The following is an 18,076-nucleotide window of genomic DNA, read 5'->3' on the forward strand; positions in this document are numbered from 1 at the left end:
GAGAGTTGGGCAGCCGACTCCCGCGAGCTTCATCATCTAGAGTTCGGTCGCCGTTTCCAGTGTTTCGGAATCAACGCCTCCCCGGACGCACGGGTCCAGCGCGCCTTCGTCGCCGCCACGTAGCGAGGATCGTCTTTAAAGTATGCATGCTCCAGCAGCAACACCTGCAGCCCCTTGCGCGCCTCGACCTGACTGAACAGGAAGTCGATGTGCTGGCGCATGGCTTGGAAATCCTCGTCCCCCTCGCTGATGGCAATCACGTCGCGCCCCGCACGGTCAGCACCTGCCTCCGGATCATCGTCTTCAACGCTGCCGACCACGACGGCCTTCTCTTCCTCGCCCTTGTTCGGGAAGTACGGGCGGCTGAGTTGGTCCAGCACGAGCAGTCCCGGCACGGGGCGTTGTTCTTTCTCGAAAAAGCGCTGAAAACCGAACGCCAATGCAACATGGACCGCCAGCCAGTTCTGATCTGAGCCCAGATCAGCCATGGACAGAATGGCGCCGCCGGGTCCCGGCTCAACGATGCTCACTTGTGGCACCCTGGAGGAAAACTGCAGTTCCGCATCGACACACGGCTCCACTTTCGGTAGATCCGCAAAAGCCTCGGAAGCGAATCGCGACACGTCCGCTTCGGCGCGCTGGAGACGTACGCGCCGGCTGTCGTTGTCCAGGCGTGTTTCCAGTTCCGCGATCTCCTCGCGCAACGCACTCAGGTCCTTCCCAGGACGCAGCAGCTGGTCGTCTAGCGTTTCCAGGAAGAAGCTAGCTTTGCCTCGGAAATACGCCTGGGCCTGCGCCAGATCAGTAAGGCGCCTGCCCTCCTGGATTTGACTCAGGGCCGAAGCAATGCGCGCATCCAGTTCCCGCAGTTGGGAGCTCAGGGTCTGTATCCGTTCCGCGAGCATACTTACCGAAGCGTCGAGTTGCGGTCGGATACGGCCGACCTCGCTGGCCTCGGCGCGGATCGTTTCCAGGGAACGCTTGAGCGCCAACGCCGCGGACGCACCAGCCGTGGTGTCCGACTGGCATATCGGACAGGTCGAGGGAACCTCCAACAGATTTAAGTGTTCTGCGATGTGCAGCTTGTCGTGCTGCTTGGCCACCGCATCCTGATAGCTAAGCGATTCCTGAGCCGCAGTCATCATCGCCCGGTGCCTGCGCTTGGTCTGGTTCAGCTCTGACAGCACCGACTGGCGGCGTTCATGCAACGCATCCAGTTCCCCCTCGCTAGGATACTGCATCGCCTTCGCATCTGAGGACATCGCGCTTCGCAGCATCGCCAGCAACTCGAACTCGTCGGCCTGTTCGAATGGGGCAGCGGCCAATCCAATCTGGCTCGCCTCGGTCAGCAGGATGCGCATGCGCTGCTTCACCAAGCTCTCATTGGACCTGCGCGCGTTCTCTCGCGCGACCTCAATGTCTAACGCCTTGCGCGCCTGCCTCAGCCGGCGCTCATCTGCGGCCGTCGACTCCGTCACCACGCCAAGGAAATACGGTAGAGTCGCGATGATGTGGCCGGCCTTGCGCCTGTCATCCAGCCCATGAAGCAGTACCGTCTCGCTGTCGATGACCTCCTTCGTCACAAACACATACGGCGTAACGTGGCGTACCGTCGCGCGATCACGCGATTCCCGTCCCGGCACCGTTGAATCTGGCTGACCAACGTCACCGATCCCGAATGCCTCCTCCAGCCGGGTCTTGGCCGCCTCCACATTGGTCCGACCCTCGAACTGTTCCACCAAGCGAGGGACTGACAAGCCGCGCCCCGTCGTCACGTACATGTGATCGCTGCTGCGCTGCCCAACTGGCGGCACGAGACGGCAGGAGATCAGCTCGTCAGCCCCGCGCACCCACTTGACCCCCACTGCGACACAGTGTCGTCGTACGTATACCGGCAGTTCGCAGCTCGAAGAGCCCAGGCAGTAATCCAGCGTCTTGATCACGGCGGACTTGCCTGTGCCCGACGCACCCGCGATCACATTGACCTTGCCGGCGTCCAACTCGATCTCTCGGAACGCTCCTTCGATCCCGAGGTAGAAGATACGTGCAATATTCCATCGCGTCATACTGATACTCCCATAGCCTCCATCACGGCGCGCGCAGACCCGGCTTCGGCAAACCAGGAACCCAGTAGCCGCGCTCGCTTCAGCGCCGGACCAGCGACACCGGATGAAACCGCCGCAGGCAGTTTTCTGTGCGACGAGGCGATAGCCCCCTCGCCTTCCAAGCGCAGCAGTCCGGCGATACACCCAAAGCGAATGGCCTCCGTGGACACCGGCAAAGTGGCGTTCACGCGCCCGGACAAGCCAACTCGTATGCGCGGACTACGATCCAGCCACACGAGAAGACCCGTGCTCTTGACACACTTGTCGAAGGTTTCGGCGAGATCCTCGGACAGCACGATGGGGAGCACCAGATAGGCCACAGCAAGCGCTGGGGCTCGCCCCCGGTGCTCGTTATGCGACGCGCAGAACTGAGCGAGCACGGCAGCGCAGTACGCTGGGTTTGTCTCTGCATAGATGTCGTGCGCGCGGTTCATGAGTTGGACCCCAGAAGCCTCCTGAAGTCCGGATGCCAGCCGACCAGCAAGTCGATGGCCAACACCTGATAGCTGCCGCGCACATAGTAGGTCGCACTCCAGTTGGGGGCGAAGGGTCGCACCTCGGTGTGCGCGAGGTCATAAGACCAGCGCAGAAGTTGGTGCCCGCACTGGCGTTTGTGAGTTTCCTCCTCTTCGCCGCACTCCTCGCACATTCGCTCGTGCTTATCCTGCCACCTCTCCTGAAGCAAGCTGTCGTACTTGACGATGCGCGATGCCATGTCAAGGCGCTCCGATATCCACTTGTGCCGCTGCGAGCGCGCCCGCCATTCTTCACGAACGGCTAGCCGCACATCACTGGGAGTTCCACCTACCAGCTCGATCTGGCGCGTGAGCATGGAATCCGGAACATGGTCCGTGGGCAACAGAGCCGTCTCGAAATCCGGCAGTAGCTCGTCGCGCTCAATTTCTCCGGCGAGTTCGGCAATCTTCAGTTGGACCTCGAGCTTGGTAATGAAACGCTCCCGTTTGCCGCACAGGGTGAAGATGACCTGCAGGTCCCACCACTCAATGAGGCGCGTGCAGAGGACAGGGCGCTGTTGCGGCGGGAAATTCACCAGGCAGTCCGCAATTTCACCACTGATGGCCGTGATATTGCTGCTGCCCGGCCGCACGGTGATTTTGGACAGCAGGGAGCGCCTCGTGTCTTCGTCAAGTTGGAGGAATGCCATGCAGCCTCCTACTCTATCCGCATGGGGTGGGGTTCCAGCGTGCTTAGCCGCCTCGTGCGCGTCCACAACCCTTCGCGCCTCCTGCAGCAGTTTGACATGCAGGGATTCGCGATCGGCGGACTCCGTGAGCAAACTCCCCAGGACGCCTTCGGCATCAAGAGATGCCACCGTAACAAGCTGGAATCGCGTTGCCTCCAGAACCACCTTCGGCAGCACGTCGATCCATGCCTTGAACGTGCGCCAGAGCGCACGCGAGGCCAGCGTCACAGCAGCCGGTTTCTCGCTCATCGAGTGCTTGAGCTGCACCAAAAGCGGCTCGCCGTTCGAGACGAATTCCACGTCGTCGAGCCGCTCGAGGCACACGGCGGCGTCGTCATGGGGCTGCTCCAGGATGCCACGCAGCGCATGGAGCGACTGAAAGTAGAAGCCGAGCGCCGCGCCTTCGGCGGCATGGGTCAAAGATCCGTGCTCTGTCATCGGCCCCTTTCTTGCACTACCCCGCGGCGCGCACCCTCTGATGTCTGCCGGAAAATTCATGCCACCCTCTCCCATTAGCCGATCCGGATGAGGAGCCGATCGATGACATCGCTCGCTTGCCGCTGCCTCAAGGCTCGCGCCTCGCGCTGCCCCGGCTCGTCGCTCTCGCCCAACTCGAACTTGGCCACCGCGACGGGCCCATCCTTGCGATAGCCCTCGGTCCCGCCAACCTGCGCAAACCGGGACCGCAGAATGGCAAGTGCGCTCTTGACCACCTCGCCGTGCTTCCCTTCACGCTCCTTTCTGAACGCCTCAGCGACCGCCTCGCCTCCATCGGGTGCATGCTCGATGCAGTAAATCAGGTCGTGCGCGTCCTTTCGCTCGAAGCGCTGGTCGAAGGCAAATGCCTTCAGGCAAGTGAAGCTGACCAGGTTGGCATGCTTGATCCTCTCGACGGCAATGCCATCGCCCCCAAGCAGTTCCGCCTCGATCTCGCTGATCTGATGCAGGTCGAAGACAATGGACGAATGCGGAATGTTGAGGGCCGAGATCGTGCCATCGGTTGGGAGCGGCTGCACCTTGCCGCCAGCGATCTCCGGCGCATCCGCCAGGAGTTCCAGCACCATGAGGGCACCGTGTTCGGTGCGGGTTTGCCAGCGCCAGGAGAGCTTCTGCCGCTTGTCGTTCTCGGCACGCTCGAAGCCCATCTTCCTCAGGTTGTCTTCGAGCGTGTGATACGCCTCAGTGTCGGCGAGGATCTGCAGGTCGATCACGATATCGACATCCAGCGTTCCGGCGTGCGCCGGTACGACGGGTGGCCGCGCCCTCACCAAATACCGGGGTGTGAGACCGCCGACGAGATAGACCGACTCTTTCCAAGGTCCAAGCCCACGCAGCAGCGTCACGAGGACACGTTCGCAGTCCTGCGTGTACTGGTCGCTGTAGCAATCGAGTGTCTTGGGCTTGGCCATCAGAAACCGATCTTTTCCCTGCGGAGATGTTCGGCCATCTCTTTGGCGCGACCTTCTCCGCGCAACAGATCGAGATAGATCTGGATGGGGCTTGCCAGCCAGACGCCGCCGACCTGCTGGCGGAACAGCAACTCCCCAGCCGACTTCGTTTCGATGACCGCGAGGTTGGCGCCTTCGCTCACGACGCGTGCATCCAGTTCGGCTATCGCCGCGTCAGCAGCGGAGCCGGGCAGCATCCATGTGCGAACCTGCGAGATGCCGGACAGGAACGGTGCATAGCGCTGGGCTGCGGCTTCGTAGCTCACCGCATAGTCGACCCGGTGCGCGTCAAAGACTTGCCCGAGCCGTTCGATCAGAGCGTCAGCCTTCAAACCGGGCACGTAGTAGCGACGCAGTGCCGGCGAGCGAGAGGAAGCGACTTGTTTGCCCCAGGCGTCGAGCAGCGCACCAGGTTCGCGCAGATGGCGTTCCTTGCCGGGCCCCTGCCCGCGCGACACAAGCCAGTCGAACTTGTCCAACTCGGTCAGCACATCCGAAGCGGTCGATGGCGCGACGTGGGCCTGTTCGGCTACCTCGGTGACACCGAACCAGTCCTCGTGATGAACCAGAAGTGCGTGCAACACCTGCGCGCGTCGCCCGGAGAACAGCGAGCGCACCGACTTCTCCAATGGCTTCGGGGGCGGCTTGTCGATGTAGATGTAAGCGCCTGGAGCCGACAGAAACAGGCTTCCTCCGCTGTCGTAGTAGCCAACGTGCTCGGCCCTAAGCAGTTCCTTAGCGCCGGGGGAGATGGACTCAGCCAGGAGCAGGGACTGCGCATCGGCGACGTACTGTCCCAGATTCAGGGCCTTGAGCTGCCAAAGCAGTTGGCGTACATCCCGGGGATAGACGGCTTTCTTGATCTCTAGTAGCAGGACGAGCGACTTGCCCGCGACACTCAGGTCGACCTTGGCATCGAATCCCCGATCAGCGATCTCGGCGGCAGAATCCAGCGCATCTGGCTCGGCGCGCACCCCCGGCAGCCCCCGGAGCGACTCCAGGAACTGCTCGATGAGGACGCGTTCAATAGCGCGGGACTGGAACATGGCAGCCGTTATTCCCTGTACAGCGAATAACGGCACTATACCGAATGTTCGACTCAGAGTGAATATTCGCTGCTCAGTGAATCTCGCCCTGCCCCAGCGTGCGCGTCAAGGCTGAGCCTGCGCTCCGTCAGGAAGTGCGGATTTCCGGCTTTGAACCAACCCGCCACTGCGCCATCATCCTTGCCCGTCTTTGAGCTCTCCGAGCTTCTGCTCGGTCTCCGCCATCAGCGTCGTCGCACTGCACCCCAACGCTCGCGCGATTCGGAAGATCAAGGCCAGAGTCGGCATGTGTTCCCCACGCTCGATCTTGCCCATGTGGGATCGTTCGATCCCGGCACGATGTGCGAGCGTCTCCTGGGCCATACCTTGAGCGGTCCGGGCCTCCCGCACGGCGGCGCCAAAGGCGAGCGCGGGCTCAGCTTCGAAAGAGGTGGAGCCGGCCGGACGGCCGCGTTGTATCGGACGCTTCTGCATCGGCAGAAGCGTCGAAGATCAGTACATCTTAAACCACGTTAAATTTAACTCACTAATGCTAATCTCCGGGAGATCATCCACTTGGACGATGCCAATGTCGACGCATGCTCCCGGCGCCTCCAGGCTCCGGCTTGCCATCAGCGATGCCGGTGTTCAGCCACCACTGGCTCATCTTCTGGCCCATCAACGCAGCGAGGAGCCGGACGTTGAGCTTTCGCTCTCCGAAGCCATCCTTGGTCGCCAAATCGAGGGCTTGCTGACTGGCTTGTACGATGTCGGGTTGGCAACGTCAGGAGAGGAGCGCAGCGGATTGACTGCCGAGCCCATCTGGCGGGAGCCGCTTGCGCTCGCAGTGCCGGCGCGCTCTCCCCTCCTCGCCTACACGCACATCCCGTTGCCCGAGGCGCTGCGCTACCCGATGGTGTTATGGGATCCGACAGCCTGCACGGGCATCCATCGGCAAGTCGATCGCATCCTTCACGACGTGACCGACGCCCCAATCGTGGCCGAGCGCGTCGCGTCCTCCGCCTTGATGATGACCCTCGTGGCTGCAGGCTACGGCACCGGCTTGGCGCCGGCCACACAGATCGTGGCCTATCGCCCGCTCGGCGTGGTGATGCGACCGCTGGCCGGGCTATCGCCGCAGTTGATCACCTACCTGCTGCGGCCGAAAGCCGAAGCCAGCGACAGCGTGTCCCGGTTCGCCCGGCGCGCCATGCGCGTCGGTTCGATGCGCATGGGCGATCTGGACGGGGCGTCATCACCGGATTCGCACTAGACCACCTGCCTCAGTGCCGTCACCGCGCGTTCTGGCTCGCCGAGCAGACCCAGGACGCCAAGCACCGCATGCATGGCGTCGCGGGCGGCGCCGGCGACCACCGCCTCCAGCGGGGACAGTCCGCCCAGCGCATCCACCGGCTCGCACAGGGCGCGATATAACATCCAGCTGTCGAGGTCGCCGACGCGCGCCAGGACGGCACGAGTGAAGTCCTGGCGCACCGGATCCAGCTGCCAGTCCGGAATGCGCTGCCCCCGGTTGCCCATGCTGAGCGACAGCAGGCGACGGGCCTGGATGTCTCGGTTGATCTGATGGCGCGACTTGCCCACCAGCTTGGCGAACGCCGGCAGCGGGAGGTTGTGGGGCGACTCGAAGGTCGCCAGCACCAGGGCCCGTTCGCGCTGGATGTCGGTCAAGACCGGCTGAGGACGCTGATCCTTGCGCGCGACGAGCGTGAGCACCGGGGATCTCTCCAACTCATCGCCCTCGCCTGCCGCCACCTCGGCGGGTGCGCTCTCCACATGACCGTCGCGGATCGGAAGGGGCTCGACGGCGGGAACGGGCGGCAGCCGACGGTCCCGCGGCATCGAGGGCGCCATCTCCGGATCGGCCTGCAGGCCTTGCATCTCCCACTGGTCCAAGCGGTCCGCCCAGTCCTGCATCATGGCCCGGCGCTGCTCCACGTACTCGGCGTGGTTGTAGCTCGCCCGAATCTGATTGGTGTCGGCATGGGAAAGCTGCGCCTCCACCCAGTCCTTGTGGTAGCCCAACTCGTTGAGTGCGGTCGAGACCGTCGCCCGGATACCGTGGCCCGTGAGCTGGTCCTTGTAGCCCATGCGCTTGAGCGCGGCGTTGAGGGTGTTCTCGCTGATGCGCTCCCTAGGCTTGCTGCGGTGTGGCAGCAGGTAGCGCTGGGCTGGGGACTTGGCGCGGAGCAGTTCCCGTACGATCGCAACAGCCTGCCGAGGCAGTGGCACCAGGTAGGGCGGAATCTCCGTGCAGTCCTTGTTCTTCTTGCGCATCTGCTCCTGCAGTTGCTTCACGTTCTCCGGGGGAACGATCCAAAGGCTGCGCTCGAGATCGAACTGCTCCGGCACCGCGGAGCGCAGTTCGCCGGTACGCACGCCGGTGAGCAACAGCAGGCGCAATCCCAGTTGCGTGTTGAGATCGCCGCCATAGTGGCGCAGCTTCACCAGGAACGCCGGGAGCTGTTCCATGCGCAGAAAGGGGTTGTGCTTCACGCGCAGCTTCGGCATCGCCACGATGTCGAGATCCGCCGCCGGGTTGCTCTGCAGCTCGACCTCGACCATCGCGTAGCGGAAGAGCTGGTTGAACCAGGTCCGGCACTTCTCGGCGGTCGTGTGTGCGCCGCGACGCTCGATCTTGCGCAGGACCTCCAGCAAATCGGCGCGCGTGATCTCAAAGATGGATTGCGGGCCCAGCGTCGGCAGCAGGTCCTTCTTGAAGATGCGGTCGACCTGCGACAGGGTGCTTTGGCGCCCGGCCTTGAGGCTCAGCGCCTTGAAGTCGCGCCAGGATCGAAATACCGCCTCGAAGGTGTTGGAGGCGGCGAGGAGCGCCGCCTTGCGTTCCTGCCGACGGTGGATGCGGGGGTCGACGCCCTTGGCGACGAGCGCGCGGGCTTGATCCCTGAGTTCGCGGGCTTCCTTGAGGCTGATCTCGGGGTAGGTGCCCAGCGAGATGCGGGGTTGCTTGCCGGCCCAGGAAAAGCGGAAGTGCCAGTTCTTCGCCCCGCTGGCGCCGACGAAGAGCGCCAGGCCGTCCCCGTCCTTGAGCGTGTAGTCCCTGCCGGTGGGTTTGGCCAGACGGATTGCTGTGTCTGTGAGAGGCATCGTACATCTCCCCGTCTCGTTGGATTGAGGAGAGATGTACCGCCAGCAGCGGGACCACACCCGGAGGAAACCGAACCGCCGCTCGCCCCGATTGATGTACTGGAAAATGTACTAAAAATCCGTGGCTGGGGGTGGCTTCCAGCGGACGCCGCTGGAATGAAAAAAGGGACCGAAGTCCCTTTTTTCAACCACTTGCGGAATTCAGTGGAACTCCGAAGCAGTGCATCTGGAGCGGGAAACGAGTCTCGAACTCGCGACCTCAACCTTGGCAAGGTTGCGCTCTACCAACTGAGCTATTCCCGCTTTGACGACAGGGCGCAAATTCTAGCTTCTTTTGCACCGCATCGCAATACTTCTTTACAACTTTTTTACTACTGGAGGCGCGACTCGGAATCGAACCGGGGTACACGGCTTTGCAGGCCGCTGCATAACCACTCTGCCATCGCGCCACAACCGTTTCGGCCAGCTGCCCCAATGCCCCGGGGCCACTTGGCTGGGCACTGCCCAGCCTGCGAATTCTTTGGAGCGGGAAACGAGTCTCGAACTCGCGACCTCAACCTTGGCAAGGTTGCGCTCTACCAACTGAGCTATTCCCGCCCGGGAAAGACCGCCATTATAGACACAATTCTTAGCTCGTCAACCCCTATCTGCGCTTTCTCGCGATCCGCTTCATTCTTCCGTCTCGCGCAGCAGCGGCATCGCGCGCCGCAGATAGTACCCCATCGACCATAGCGTGAGCGCGGCGGCGACGTAGATCAGCACTTCTCCGGCCAGGCGCAGGTCGAGACCGTACAGGGAGGCATCGAACAGCAGCATCGGGATCGCGACCATCTGCGCGGTGGTCTTGAGCTTGCCGACATAGGCCACGGCGACGCTGGCCGACTGGCCGACCCGCGCCATCCACTCGCGCAGGGCCGAGATGGTGATCTCGCGACCGATGATGACGACCGCGATCAGCGCATCCACTCGACCGAGCTGCACCAGCAGGATCAGCGCGGCGGCCACCATCAGCTTGTCGGCAACCGGGTCGAGGAAGGCGCCGAAGGCCGAGGTCTGGCCGAGCGCGCGGGCGAGGTAGCCGTCGAACCAGTCGGTCACCGCGGCGGCGACGAAGATCACCGTGGCGACGAGGTTCTGGGTCGCGATCGGCATCCACGATTCGGGGAGATAGAAGAGGCCGACGAAGACCGGGATCATGGCGATCCGCGCCCAGGTCAGCGCATTCGGAATGTTGAGCGGCATGCCGGAGGGCGACTCGCAAAGGTTCGGGGAGCGGCGAGTATATCAAGCGCCCATACGCGCGTAGGGACGGCCGCATTCCGTGCGCGCGCGCAGCGTGCCGAAAGTCCCGCCCTGCGGCGCTTCCGGTGCACACAGGCACGCGCGCGCTAGGTAAGATCCTCGACAAGCATCCATCTTCCTCGCATCGGCCGTTCCGGTCCCTTCCAATGCCTGCCCCCAGCTCCCTGGCCGCCTGGAAATCGCTCCAGCAGCGCCGTCGCACCCATCTCCCGCGCTCCCTGCGCGAGCGCTTCGCCGCCGATCCCGGGCGCGCCGCACGCATGCAGGCCAGCGCCTGCGGCATCACCCTGGATTACTCGAAGAACCTGCTCGACGACGACGAGCTGGTGCTGTTGCTGCGCCTGGCCGACGAGGCCGATCTCGCCAGTCGCATCCGGGCGATGTTCGGCGGCGAACGCATCAACACCACCGAGGTCCGCGCCGTCCTCCACGTGGCCCTGCGCTGCCCGCCGGGGGCACACTGGCCAGTCGGGGACCTGGACGTCGCTGCCGAGGTGCATGCGGTGCGGGCGCGCATGCGCACGTTCTGCCTGCAGGTGCGCGGTGGCGACTGGCGTGGCCACGGCGGCGAACGCATCACCGACGTGGTGAACATCGGCATCGGCGGCTCCGACCTCGGTCCGGCGATGGTGTGCGAGGCGCTCGCGGACCACGCCGGCGACGGCCCGCGCGTGCACTTCGTCTCCAACGTGGACGGCGTGCACATCGGCGACGTGACGCGCCGCTGCGATCCGCGCAGCACCTTGTTCGTGGTCGCCTCGAAGACCTTCACCACGCAGGAGACGCTCGCCAACGCGCACGCCGCACGCGCCTGGCTGGTGGGCGCGCTCGGCGACGAAGCCGCGGTGGCGCGCCACTTCGTCGCCGTGTCGACCAATGCCGCAGCGGTGCGCGACTTCGGCATCGACACCGCAAACATGTTCGGCTTCTGGGACTGGGTGGGTGGGCGCTTCTCGCTATGGAGCGCGATCGGCCTGCCCATCGCGCTCGCGCTCGGCCCCGATCGCTTCGACGAACTGCTCGCCGGCGCGCACGCGATGGACGAGCATTTCCGCACCGCTCCGCCTGCCGCCAACCTGCCGGTGCTGATGGCGCTGCTCGCCATCTGGAACGTGAATTTCCTCGACGCCGCCAGCCAGCTCGTCGCACCCTATCATCAGCGCCTGCACCGCCTGCCCGCCTACCTGCAGCAGCTCGACATGGAATCCAACGGCAAGTCGGTGCGCCGCGACGGCACGCCGGTGGATTGCCGCACCAGCCCCATCCTGTGGGGCGAGCAAGGCATCAACGGCCAGCACGCCTATTTCCAGCTTGTGCACCAAGGTACGCAGCTCGTGCCGGTGGATTTCATCGGCGTGCTCGATCCCGGCCGAGAGGACGAGGCCCTGCACCGCATCGCCTTCGCCAATCTGGTGGCGCAGGCCGAAGCGCTGATGCGCGGCAAGACCGCCGCCGAAGCCGAGGCCGAGATGCGCGCGGCCGGCGTTCCCGAGGAACGTATCGCTGCCCTGCTCCCGCACCGCGTGTTCCCCGGCAATCGGCCGAGCAACGTGCTGCTGCTCGATCGGCTCGACCCCTTCACGCTCGGCGCCCTGATCGCAGCCTGGGAGCACCGCACCTTCGTCCAGGGGGTGGTCTGGGATGTGAACAGCTTCGACCAGTGGGGCGTCGAACTCGGCAAGCAGCTTGCGTCGCGCGTGCTCGCCGAGCTCGACCCGCACGCGGCCGCCCCCTCGGCGGACGCCCACGACGCCAGCACGCGCGGCCTGATCGAGCGCTACCGCGCCCGCCCGCGCTGAGCGCCGCGGCGCGAGGTGCCTGCGGGGCGGCCTTTCTTGCGGGAGCGACGCGCGTCCTCGATCGCGATGGGCGAGGGCCATACGCGGCCACAGGATGCAAGCCTTCCCTCACCATCCCTTAGTCTCCCGCATGCTCGCCTTCCAGGACGACTACCCCGAGAAGCGCCCGAGAGGCAGCGAGCCGCCGCTGCGCTTCATCACCGCCGCGCTGTGGGGCGACGACCTCGACCCACGCCGCTCGGCCCGGTCCTCGAGATCCATGGGCGCTTCAAGGAGGTCAAGGGTCGCAAGGTGATCGTCGAGGCCAAGGCCGCGGCCGCTGGCGTGCTCGCCGCGCGCGGCGAAGTCGTCGCGGTGCGGATGCCCGGCAACTTCAAGGCCCGAAGGTTCGGACAAGCGCCGTCGCGAGCAGGGTGCGGGCGGGCGCAGGACGACACTAGCCTGCCAGCGCTGCCAGTAGCGCCAGCCGAGCTGCCACGCTGGCGCAAGTGGGCACGCGGCGAGCCCGCCTCGACCGCCGGATCGCCGGCAACGACGCCGCTTCCGCCATCGCACGACGCTGGCACGATTCCTGTTAGTCATCTTGGGACGAGGCTCGCGCGGCCCGCACGATCCATGCGAGCGCAGCGGGCCCGTCGGACAATCCACCCCGGAATGCGGCACCGCCGTATCCGCCCCCCCGCCGACCCCAGGGAGTGTTCCATGCAGAACAAGCTGCTCGCCGACAAGTACCCGATCCACGTGCTCGAACTCGGCAAGAACGAAACCGATCACGTCCGCCTCGACGACCTGCTCGCGGCGATCGAGGCCAAGGCCGAGGCGGACCCCACCGTGCGCCTGATCGCGACCTTCGACCATCTGAGCCACACGAAGCTGATCGGCGGCGAGATTCGCCCCGACATCCTGGCGGCGAAGAATCTCATCTTCTGTTTCGGCGTGAAGCTGCTCGATCCCAACATGATGGCGGTCCGCCCGCGCTCGATCGGCTTTGCCGAGTTGCCCGACCGCTTCGTCATCAGCTTCCTCGAGGCGCCGATGCCCGAGGCCAACCGCAAGATGATCGAGTGGGTCACCGCCCTGCGCAAGGCCGCCTGACAACCGAATCCGCCCGCTGGAGCGGGCGCGCGCCGCCACGTACCTTCATCCCCTGCACAGCCCCGACTCCGGCCCGATCGGCTACCTGCTCGCCGACCTCGACGAGCAGGAGGCGGTGGTCATCGACCCGCCCCCGCGCCAGACCGAGCTCATCCTGGCCCTCCTCAGCGAGCGCAGCCTGTGCCTGTGCCATGTGCTGCGGCCCCATGTCCATCAGGCAGACATGGCCGATTGCAGTGCGCCGTGCGACTGCACCAGCGCTCAGCTGATGGTCGGCGCGGGCTGAGTCAGGTTTCGCCGAGCGCTTCCGCCTCGATCGGACGGCCTCCCGCGACGCGCGCGGCGAACTCGTCGGCGAGCCGCTCGCTTTCCGCGATCGCGCGCCGCCACACCACCGCGCGTCCTGCGTGGTCGGCGCCATAGGTCTTGAAGTCGCGCCGATCAGGCAGCTTGGCGTTGGGCAGGCGGGCGATCCACTCGGCGTCCGGCACCAGCAGCACCACGTTGTCCAGGCGCGCGGTAGCGCGATGGCGCGTGCGCAGCGACTTGTCCAGCCAACCCGGAACGACGCTGGGCTGGAAATGCGGGTAGAGCACGAGCCGGGGCGCCTCTGCACGGGTTTCGTTGCGCGGCCGCCGCCCCATCGTCGTCTCGCCGTCCTCTTGGCTACCCGCATTCCCGGCCATCCTGCCGGGACTGCGCTCGCCCGCGCGTTGCGCTACCGCAAGGCTGTTCCCCTCCCCGCGCAGCAACGAGGCGTAATCCAGGTGCAGATGGTAGTCGGTGATGCCGCCATCCCAGTAGGCACCCGGCGGGGCGCCGGGAATGTCGTGCACCGCCTGCAGCCAGAACGGGATCGAGCAGCTCGCCACCAAGGCCTCGAAGGCGTTGTGCGGACCGAGCGCGCAGACGCGCCCGGCGTAGTCGTCCAGGGCGAAGGGCAGCGCGTCGCGCGGATCCGAGAACACCACGCGCTCGAGCCATTCGCCCATGCGGGCGCGGCTGTGCAGGTTGGCAGCGTAGGCGCCCGCATAGCCGGCGAGCGTGCGCAGCCGGCCCTCGCGCCGCAGCAGGGGATGCACGCCGCGGCTGGTGAAGAGGTGCAGCCTGTATCGGGGGTGGTGCAGCAGCTCGTCGCTGCGCCCGCCCAGATGGCTGGCGAGGCGCGCGCGGAAGGCGCGGCTGACCGCCGCCGCGCCGGGTTGGCGCACCGGGCGGCCGCTGGCGCGCGCCTTCTGCACCTCTTCGGCGTCGAGATAGCTCTCCTCGATGTAATGACGCGCCATCTCGGCGAGCTCGGCGTCCGCATCGGGCAGGCATGCGCTGGCCATGCGCCAGGCGCCGATCGAGGCGCCGAGCAGGTGCACCGGCGCACCCGCGCCCGCCAGCCAATGGCCGAAGACGAAGCGATCGAGCGGATTGAGGATGAGGCCCTTGGGGCCGCCGGCCGCGCCGGGGATCGCAAGGACGTCGGCGGGCGCCAAACCGCGCTCGCGCAACTGCGCACGCGCCGCCGGACCAGCCAGGATGCGCAGCGCCGGCTTCATCGCGCCGTCGCCTCCGCGCGGCCCCTCACGGCCTGATCGGCTCCCACCCCGGGTGGTCGTACTCGCGACCGTAGAAGTTCAGCGTCTCGGCGACCCGCAGCAGGCCGAGCCGCTTGGCTTGCAGGCGCGGCGCATCGCGCATGAGCCCGGCGCCATCGCTGATGTCGCCGAGCAGCCATTGCAGGTGGCGGCCGGGACGGCTGTGGAAGTCGCGCCCCTCGCTGATCATGGCGACCTGGCGCAGGATCTCGCCGGCGAGCGCGACCTGCGCAGCCTCGTCCATGGCCGGGTCGGACACGCGTGCGGCGACGGTCTCGCGCAGTTGCAGCATGCCGGCGCGCAGCTTCTCGTCGGCGGGGCGCGGCAGCTCGTCGGCCGATGCCTGCAGCCTGGGTTGCGGGCGTGTGTCGTCGGCGGCGAGAACGGGAACAGGGGCGGCACACAGCGCCGCGATGGCGGCGCTCAGGAAGGCGAGGCGCATGCACGATCTCCGGTTGGATGCGAACGGTCGCCATCCTACCCGGGCGGCCCCTGAAAGCGCTTGAACTGAATCAAGCCGCCACCGTGTCCTGCACCACGACGACACGTTGCCCGGGCGCATCGGCGTACAGCGTGGGTGCCTGCGCGGGCTCGGCCACGTGCACCACCGTGCTCCAGTCCGCGTCGTCCGGCAGCAGCGTGCCGAGCCGGTTGGGCCAACGCAGGATCGCCGCCTCGTCGAGTACGTTGCCCGCCATCCGGGGGAACAGCGCGAAGTACAGCAGGTCGGCCTCGATCAGCTCGTTGAGGAAGTGGGTGCCGAGCGAGACGTCGGGCACCAGGTGCTCGTGCATGGCGACGATCTCGCACAGCGCGGCGACGTGATTGATCTCGGAGAACAGCACCGGGATGCCGAGGAAGGGGTCCTTGGAACCCCAGCGCCCGGGGCCGAGCATCAGCACGCAGCGTCCGCCGGCGAGCGCGTTGAGGCGGCCGAGCGCGCGCGTCACCGCGAGGCGCCGGGGTTGATCGAGCGCGGCGAAGGCGGCCGGGCGCACCAGCACGATGCGATCGGGGCGGATCACCCGGCTCGGCCCGATGACCGCGCCGCGCGCCTCCAGCAGGCGCGCGGCGCCGGCCGGCGGCTCCACGCCCTGCACGCCCTCCACGCTGCGCACCTGCATCGGCCGGCACTGCAGCAGGTTGATGCGATAGCCGCCGTCGGGCACGAAATTGAGCGCGAACTCGATCTCCACCGGATGCGCGTAGGCGGTATGCAGCGCGCGCAGCAGCGTGCGCAGGTCGGCGACGAAATCGGTGTGGGCGATCAGCCCGTCGAAGGTCAGAAAGGCCGGACGGTCCTCGGCCTCGCGCGTCGTGAACAGCGCGTGCGGAAAATCCGCATGGCCGCGCACCAGCTCGGCGAAGGGGCCCGAGACCACCTCGCCGCGCTCCAGGTCGAGGCTGTCCATGCGGCGCTGGGCATGGCGCGCGATCGCACCGAAGCTGGTCTCCGGGCGCAGCTCGGGCGCATCGAGCGCGATCAGGCGGGTGTAGTCGTCGTCGGCGCGATCCACCGCACGCGTGCCGAGACCGGCGACCAGGCGCACCACGCCCGCCCTCATGTCGATGCGCGGGTTCCACGGATAGGGATTGACCGACAGCCCGACGCCGGCCGCGTGCGGGTTGAACCAGCGCCCGCCGGCGGTGCCCGAGACGCGCATGATCAGCAGCGCCATCTGCTCGTGCTCGTCGAGCAGGCCGCGGCGCTGGCGGTAGCGCAGCGCCGACTCCGACAGCGTGCTCGCATACACCTGGCGCACGGCGTCGAGCAGCGCGGCGAGGCGCTCCTCGCGGGTGCCGCGGTTGGCGCAGAACACGCTGTCGTACTGGCCGGCGAAGGCGTTGCCGTAGCGATCCTCCAGGCGCGAACTGGAGCGCACGATGAAAGGCCACTCGCCAAAATAATCCAGCATGCCCTCGAACTGGCGCAGGGTCGATTCGGGGAAGCGGCCGTGCAGGATGCGCGCACGCGCGCCGTCCTCGCCGTCGAGCCCGCGCAGGAAGCCCGCGGCGTCGCGTTGGCCGCGGCGCACCCACCACAGCCCGTTGAGCACGAAGAAGGTGTCGAAGACCTCGCTGCCGACATGGAAGGAGTCGTGCGCCTCGAGGCGGGCGTGCAGCGCAGGCGCGTCGCGGCGCACGATCGCGCGCGCGATCAGCATGCCCGCGGCCTTGCCGCCGATGGTTCCGATGCCGATCATGCGCGCGCGCACCGCGAGCAGGTCGTCGAGGTTCAGGTAGCGCGCGATCAGCTCCTGCAGGCCCGCCTCGTCGGGAAACAGCAGGCCCGCCAGGCGGGCGAAGGCGGCGGCCTCGCCGGCCAGCTCGGGCGCCCCGGCCGCGCGCAGGGCGGCGAAGGTTCGCGCCTGATCGAAGAGGCGCTGCCAGTGGCTGCGGATCTGTTCGTCCTCCAGCCCCTGCCAGCCCGAGCCGGCGAGGATCTCGGCCACCGTGCCGCTGTCGGCGACCGCGCGGAAGCGATCGCCCGGCTCCCAGGCGTGGATCAGGTTCATCGCCGCGGCCGAGCGGTGCTGCACCTTGATCGGCCGGATGTAGAGCCGATCGCGGCAGCGGAACACGTCGAGCAGGTACTGCGTCGTCTCGGTGATCATGTCCATGCCCGCGCGCGCATGTCGATGGCGCAGCACGCCGAAGTAGGTCACCGTGTCGAGGTCGAAGAGCCGCGGGCAGGTGAGGCGAAAGAAGTTGCCGAGCATGCGGTCGGACAGCCAGGCGTCGGCGAGGTCCGAAAGGCAGTCGAAGACATACATGGTCTCGCGACCGGCGGCCTCGATCACCGAATGCACCTGATCGACGAAGGCGTCGAAGCCGTCCTCGGGACGCGGGGTGAACAGCTCGGCGCCGCTGTCCCCGGCGAGCAGCGGAGGATGCGCGGCGAAACGGAAATAGATCAGCCGCCGTCCCTGCGCCTGCGCCGCGGCCGCATAGGGCAGCACCAGCGCGCGGTAGTCGTCCAGCGCCTGCACCTGCCAGACGATGTTGTCGCCGCGCGCCACGCCACGCAGCATGGCGTCGAGGTCGGGCAGGCCGGTGGTCGGGGCGAAGGTGGCGGGGAGCGTGGGAGCGGACTTGGCGGGAGACGTGGGAAGATCGGACGGGATGGGTCCGGCCGACGTCGGAACGGCAGAATTCATCAGGAGCTCCTCGGACAAGGCCTGCGAGCGCGATTATGCGCGCAAGCCCCGCGGGAACTTTCCCGCAGCTTGGCATTCTTCTTGCCTTGCAAACCGTCGAACGATCGTGCTGCGGCATCATCGGCCGGCGGCCGCGCGCCCTCGTGCCGGGAATCCGCCCCTTCCCGCCTCGCCTTCGAGTTCCGCAAGAGCCTAGACCGGCACCCGACGCATCACTCCCGACTCCTC

At 66.4% G+C, this 18,076-nt stretch carries 16 protein-coding genes and 3 tRNA genes; 4 read left to right on the top strand and 15 right to left on the bottom strand.

The window, feature by feature from the left end; genetic code table 11:
• Positions 1-32: 32 nt before the first annotated feature.
• The 6 genes from PO78_RS04020 to PO78_RS04045 all read right to left on the bottom strand — a co-directional run bounded on the left by PO78_RS04020 (position 33) and on the right by PO78_RS04045 (position 6,277).
• Positions 33-2,066, bottom strand: coding sequence for a DUF3732 domain-containing protein (locus PO78_RS04020; protein ID WP_043742215.1), 2,034 nt, complete (start codon positions 2,064-2,066; stop codon positions 33-35).
• Positions 2,063-2,539, bottom strand: a complete 477-nt coding sequence (locus PO78_RS04025; protein ID WP_043742199.1) for a three component ABC system middle component — start codon at positions 2,537-2,539, stop codon at positions 2,063-2,065. Before PO78_RS04025 ends, PO78_RS04020 begins: the two co-directional genes overlap by 4 nt.
• Complete coding sequence (locus PO78_RS04030) at positions 2,536-3,747, bottom strand: ABC-three component system protein (protein WP_043742196.1); 1,212 nt, start codon at positions 3,745-3,747, stop codon at positions 2,536-2,538. The genes PO78_RS04025 and PO78_RS04030 overlap by 4 nt, the downstream gene beginning before the upstream one ends.
• A 74-nt stretch (positions 3,748-3,821) precedes the next feature.
• Positions 3,822-4,718, bottom strand: coding sequence for a hypothetical protein (locus tag PO78_RS04035; protein ID WP_043742193.1), 897 nt, complete (start codon positions 4,716-4,718; stop codon positions 3,822-3,824).
• Positions 4,718-5,803 carry a hypothetical protein gene (locus PO78_RS04040; protein ID WP_043742190.1) on the bottom strand — a complete coding sequence of 362 codons (1,086 nt, stop codon included), beginning with the start codon at positions 5,801-5,803 and terminating at the stop codon, positions 4,718-4,720. Before PO78_RS04040 ends, PO78_RS04035 begins: the two co-directional genes overlap by 1 nt.
• Before the next feature lie 174 nt (positions 5,804-5,977).
• Positions 5,978-6,277: a helix-turn-helix domain-containing protein gene (locus tag PO78_RS04045; protein ID WP_043742187.1), complete on the bottom strand. Its 300-nt coding sequence runs from the start codon at positions 6,275-6,277 to the stop codon at positions 5,978-5,980.
• A gap of 94 nt (positions 6,278-6,371) precedes the next feature.
• Here PO78_RS04045 and PO78_RS04050 point away from each other — a divergent pair, with 94 nt between their 5' ends.
• Positions 6,372-7,055, top strand: coding sequence for a LysR family substrate-binding domain-containing protein (locus PO78_RS04050; protein ID WP_052484356.1), 684 nt, complete (start codon positions 6,372-6,374; stop codon positions 7,053-7,055).
• Here the strand turns inward: PO78_RS04050 and PO78_RS04055 are convergent.
• The 5 genes from PO78_RS04055 to pgsA form a co-directional block, all read right to left on the bottom strand.
• Complete coding sequence (locus PO78_RS04055) at positions 7,052-8,908, bottom strand: tyrosine-type recombinase/integrase (protein ID WP_052484355.1); 1,857 nt, start codon at positions 8,906-8,908, stop codon at positions 7,052-7,054. The genes PO78_RS04050 and PO78_RS04055 overlap by 4 nt on opposite strands.
• A 227-nt stretch (positions 8,909-9,135) precedes the next feature.
• Positions 9,136-9,211: transfer RNA gene (locus PO78_RS04060), tRNA-Gly, on the bottom strand.
• A 72-nt stretch (positions 9,212-9,283) separates the two neighbouring features.
• Positions 9,284-9,357 (bottom strand) — tRNA-Cys (locus PO78_RS04065).
• A gap of 72 nt (positions 9,358-9,429) precedes the next feature.
• Positions 9,430-9,505, bottom strand: a tRNA-Gly gene (locus PO78_RS04070).
• Between the two features lie 72 nt (positions 9,506-9,577).
• Positions 9,578-10,150, bottom strand: coding sequence for a CDP-diacylglycerol--glycerol-3-phosphate 3-phosphatidyltransferase (pgsA, locus tag PO78_RS04075; protein ID WP_012585317.1), 573 nt, complete (start codon positions 10,148-10,150; stop codon positions 9,578-9,580).
• 206 nt (positions 10,151-10,356) lie between these two features.
• Between pgsA and pgi the strand changes: the two genes are divergently transcribed.
• The gene (gene pgi / locus PO78_RS04080; RefSeq protein WP_043742216.1) at positions 10,357-12,009 is read left to right on the top strand and encodes a glucose-6-phosphate isomerase; all 1,653 of its coding nucleotides are present in this window, start codon (positions 10,357-10,359) and stop codon (positions 12,007-12,009) included.
• Positions 12,010-12,159: 150 nt separating this feature from the next.
• Here pgi and PO78_RS04085 read toward each other — a convergent pair whose 3' ends face one another.
• Entirely contained in the window at positions 12,160-12,405 is a 246-nt protein-coding gene (locus PO78_RS04085) for a hypothetical protein (protein WP_004301214.1), read from the bottom strand.
• Positions 12,406-12,711: 306 nt separating this feature from the next.
• Here PO78_RS04085 and PO78_RS04090 point away from each other — a divergent pair, with 306 nt between their 5' ends.
• Both PO78_RS04090 and PO78_RS23125 read left to right on the top strand, forming a co-directional pair.
• Positions 12,712-13,104: a DUF6858 family protein gene (locus tag PO78_RS04090; RefSeq protein WP_004301217.1), complete on the top strand. Its 393-nt coding sequence runs from the start codon at positions 12,712-12,714 to the stop codon at positions 13,102-13,104.
• A 115-nt stretch (positions 13,105-13,219) separates the two neighbouring features.
• Positions 13,220-13,390: a hypothetical protein gene (locus PO78_RS23125; RefSeq protein WP_187282999.1), complete on the top strand. Its 171-nt coding sequence runs from the start codon at positions 13,220-13,222 to the stop codon at positions 13,388-13,390.
• Position 13,391: 1 nt separating this feature from the next.
• Here PO78_RS23125 and PO78_RS04100 read toward each other — a convergent pair whose 3' ends face one another.
• The 3 genes from PO78_RS04100 to PO78_RS04110 form a co-directional block, all read right to left on the bottom strand.
• Positions 13,392-14,651 (bottom strand): hypothetical protein, encoded by a 1,260-nt coding sequence (locus PO78_RS04100; protein ID WP_043742221.1) that lies wholly within the window; start codon positions 14,649-14,651, stop codon positions 13,392-13,394.
• A 25-nt stretch (positions 14,652-14,676) separates the two neighbouring features.
• On the bottom strand, positions 14,677-15,132 hold the full coding sequence (locus tag PO78_RS04105) for a hypothetical protein (RefSeq protein ID WP_012585316.1): 456 nt from the start codon (positions 15,130-15,132) through the stop codon (positions 14,677-14,679).
• Positions 15,133-15,202: 70 nt separating this feature from the next.
• Positions 15,203-17,848, bottom strand: coding sequence for a PEP/pyruvate-binding domain-containing protein (locus PO78_RS04110; RefSeq protein ID WP_043742223.1), 2,646 nt, complete (start codon positions 17,846-17,848; stop codon positions 15,203-15,205).
• Between the last annotated feature and the right edge of the window lie 228 nt (positions 17,849-18,076).

This window comes from Thauera sp. SWB20, from assembly GCF_000831325.1.
Classification (GTDB): domain Bacteria; phylum Pseudomonadota; class Gammaproteobacteria; order Burkholderiales; family Rhodocyclaceae; genus Thauera; species Thauera aminoaromatica.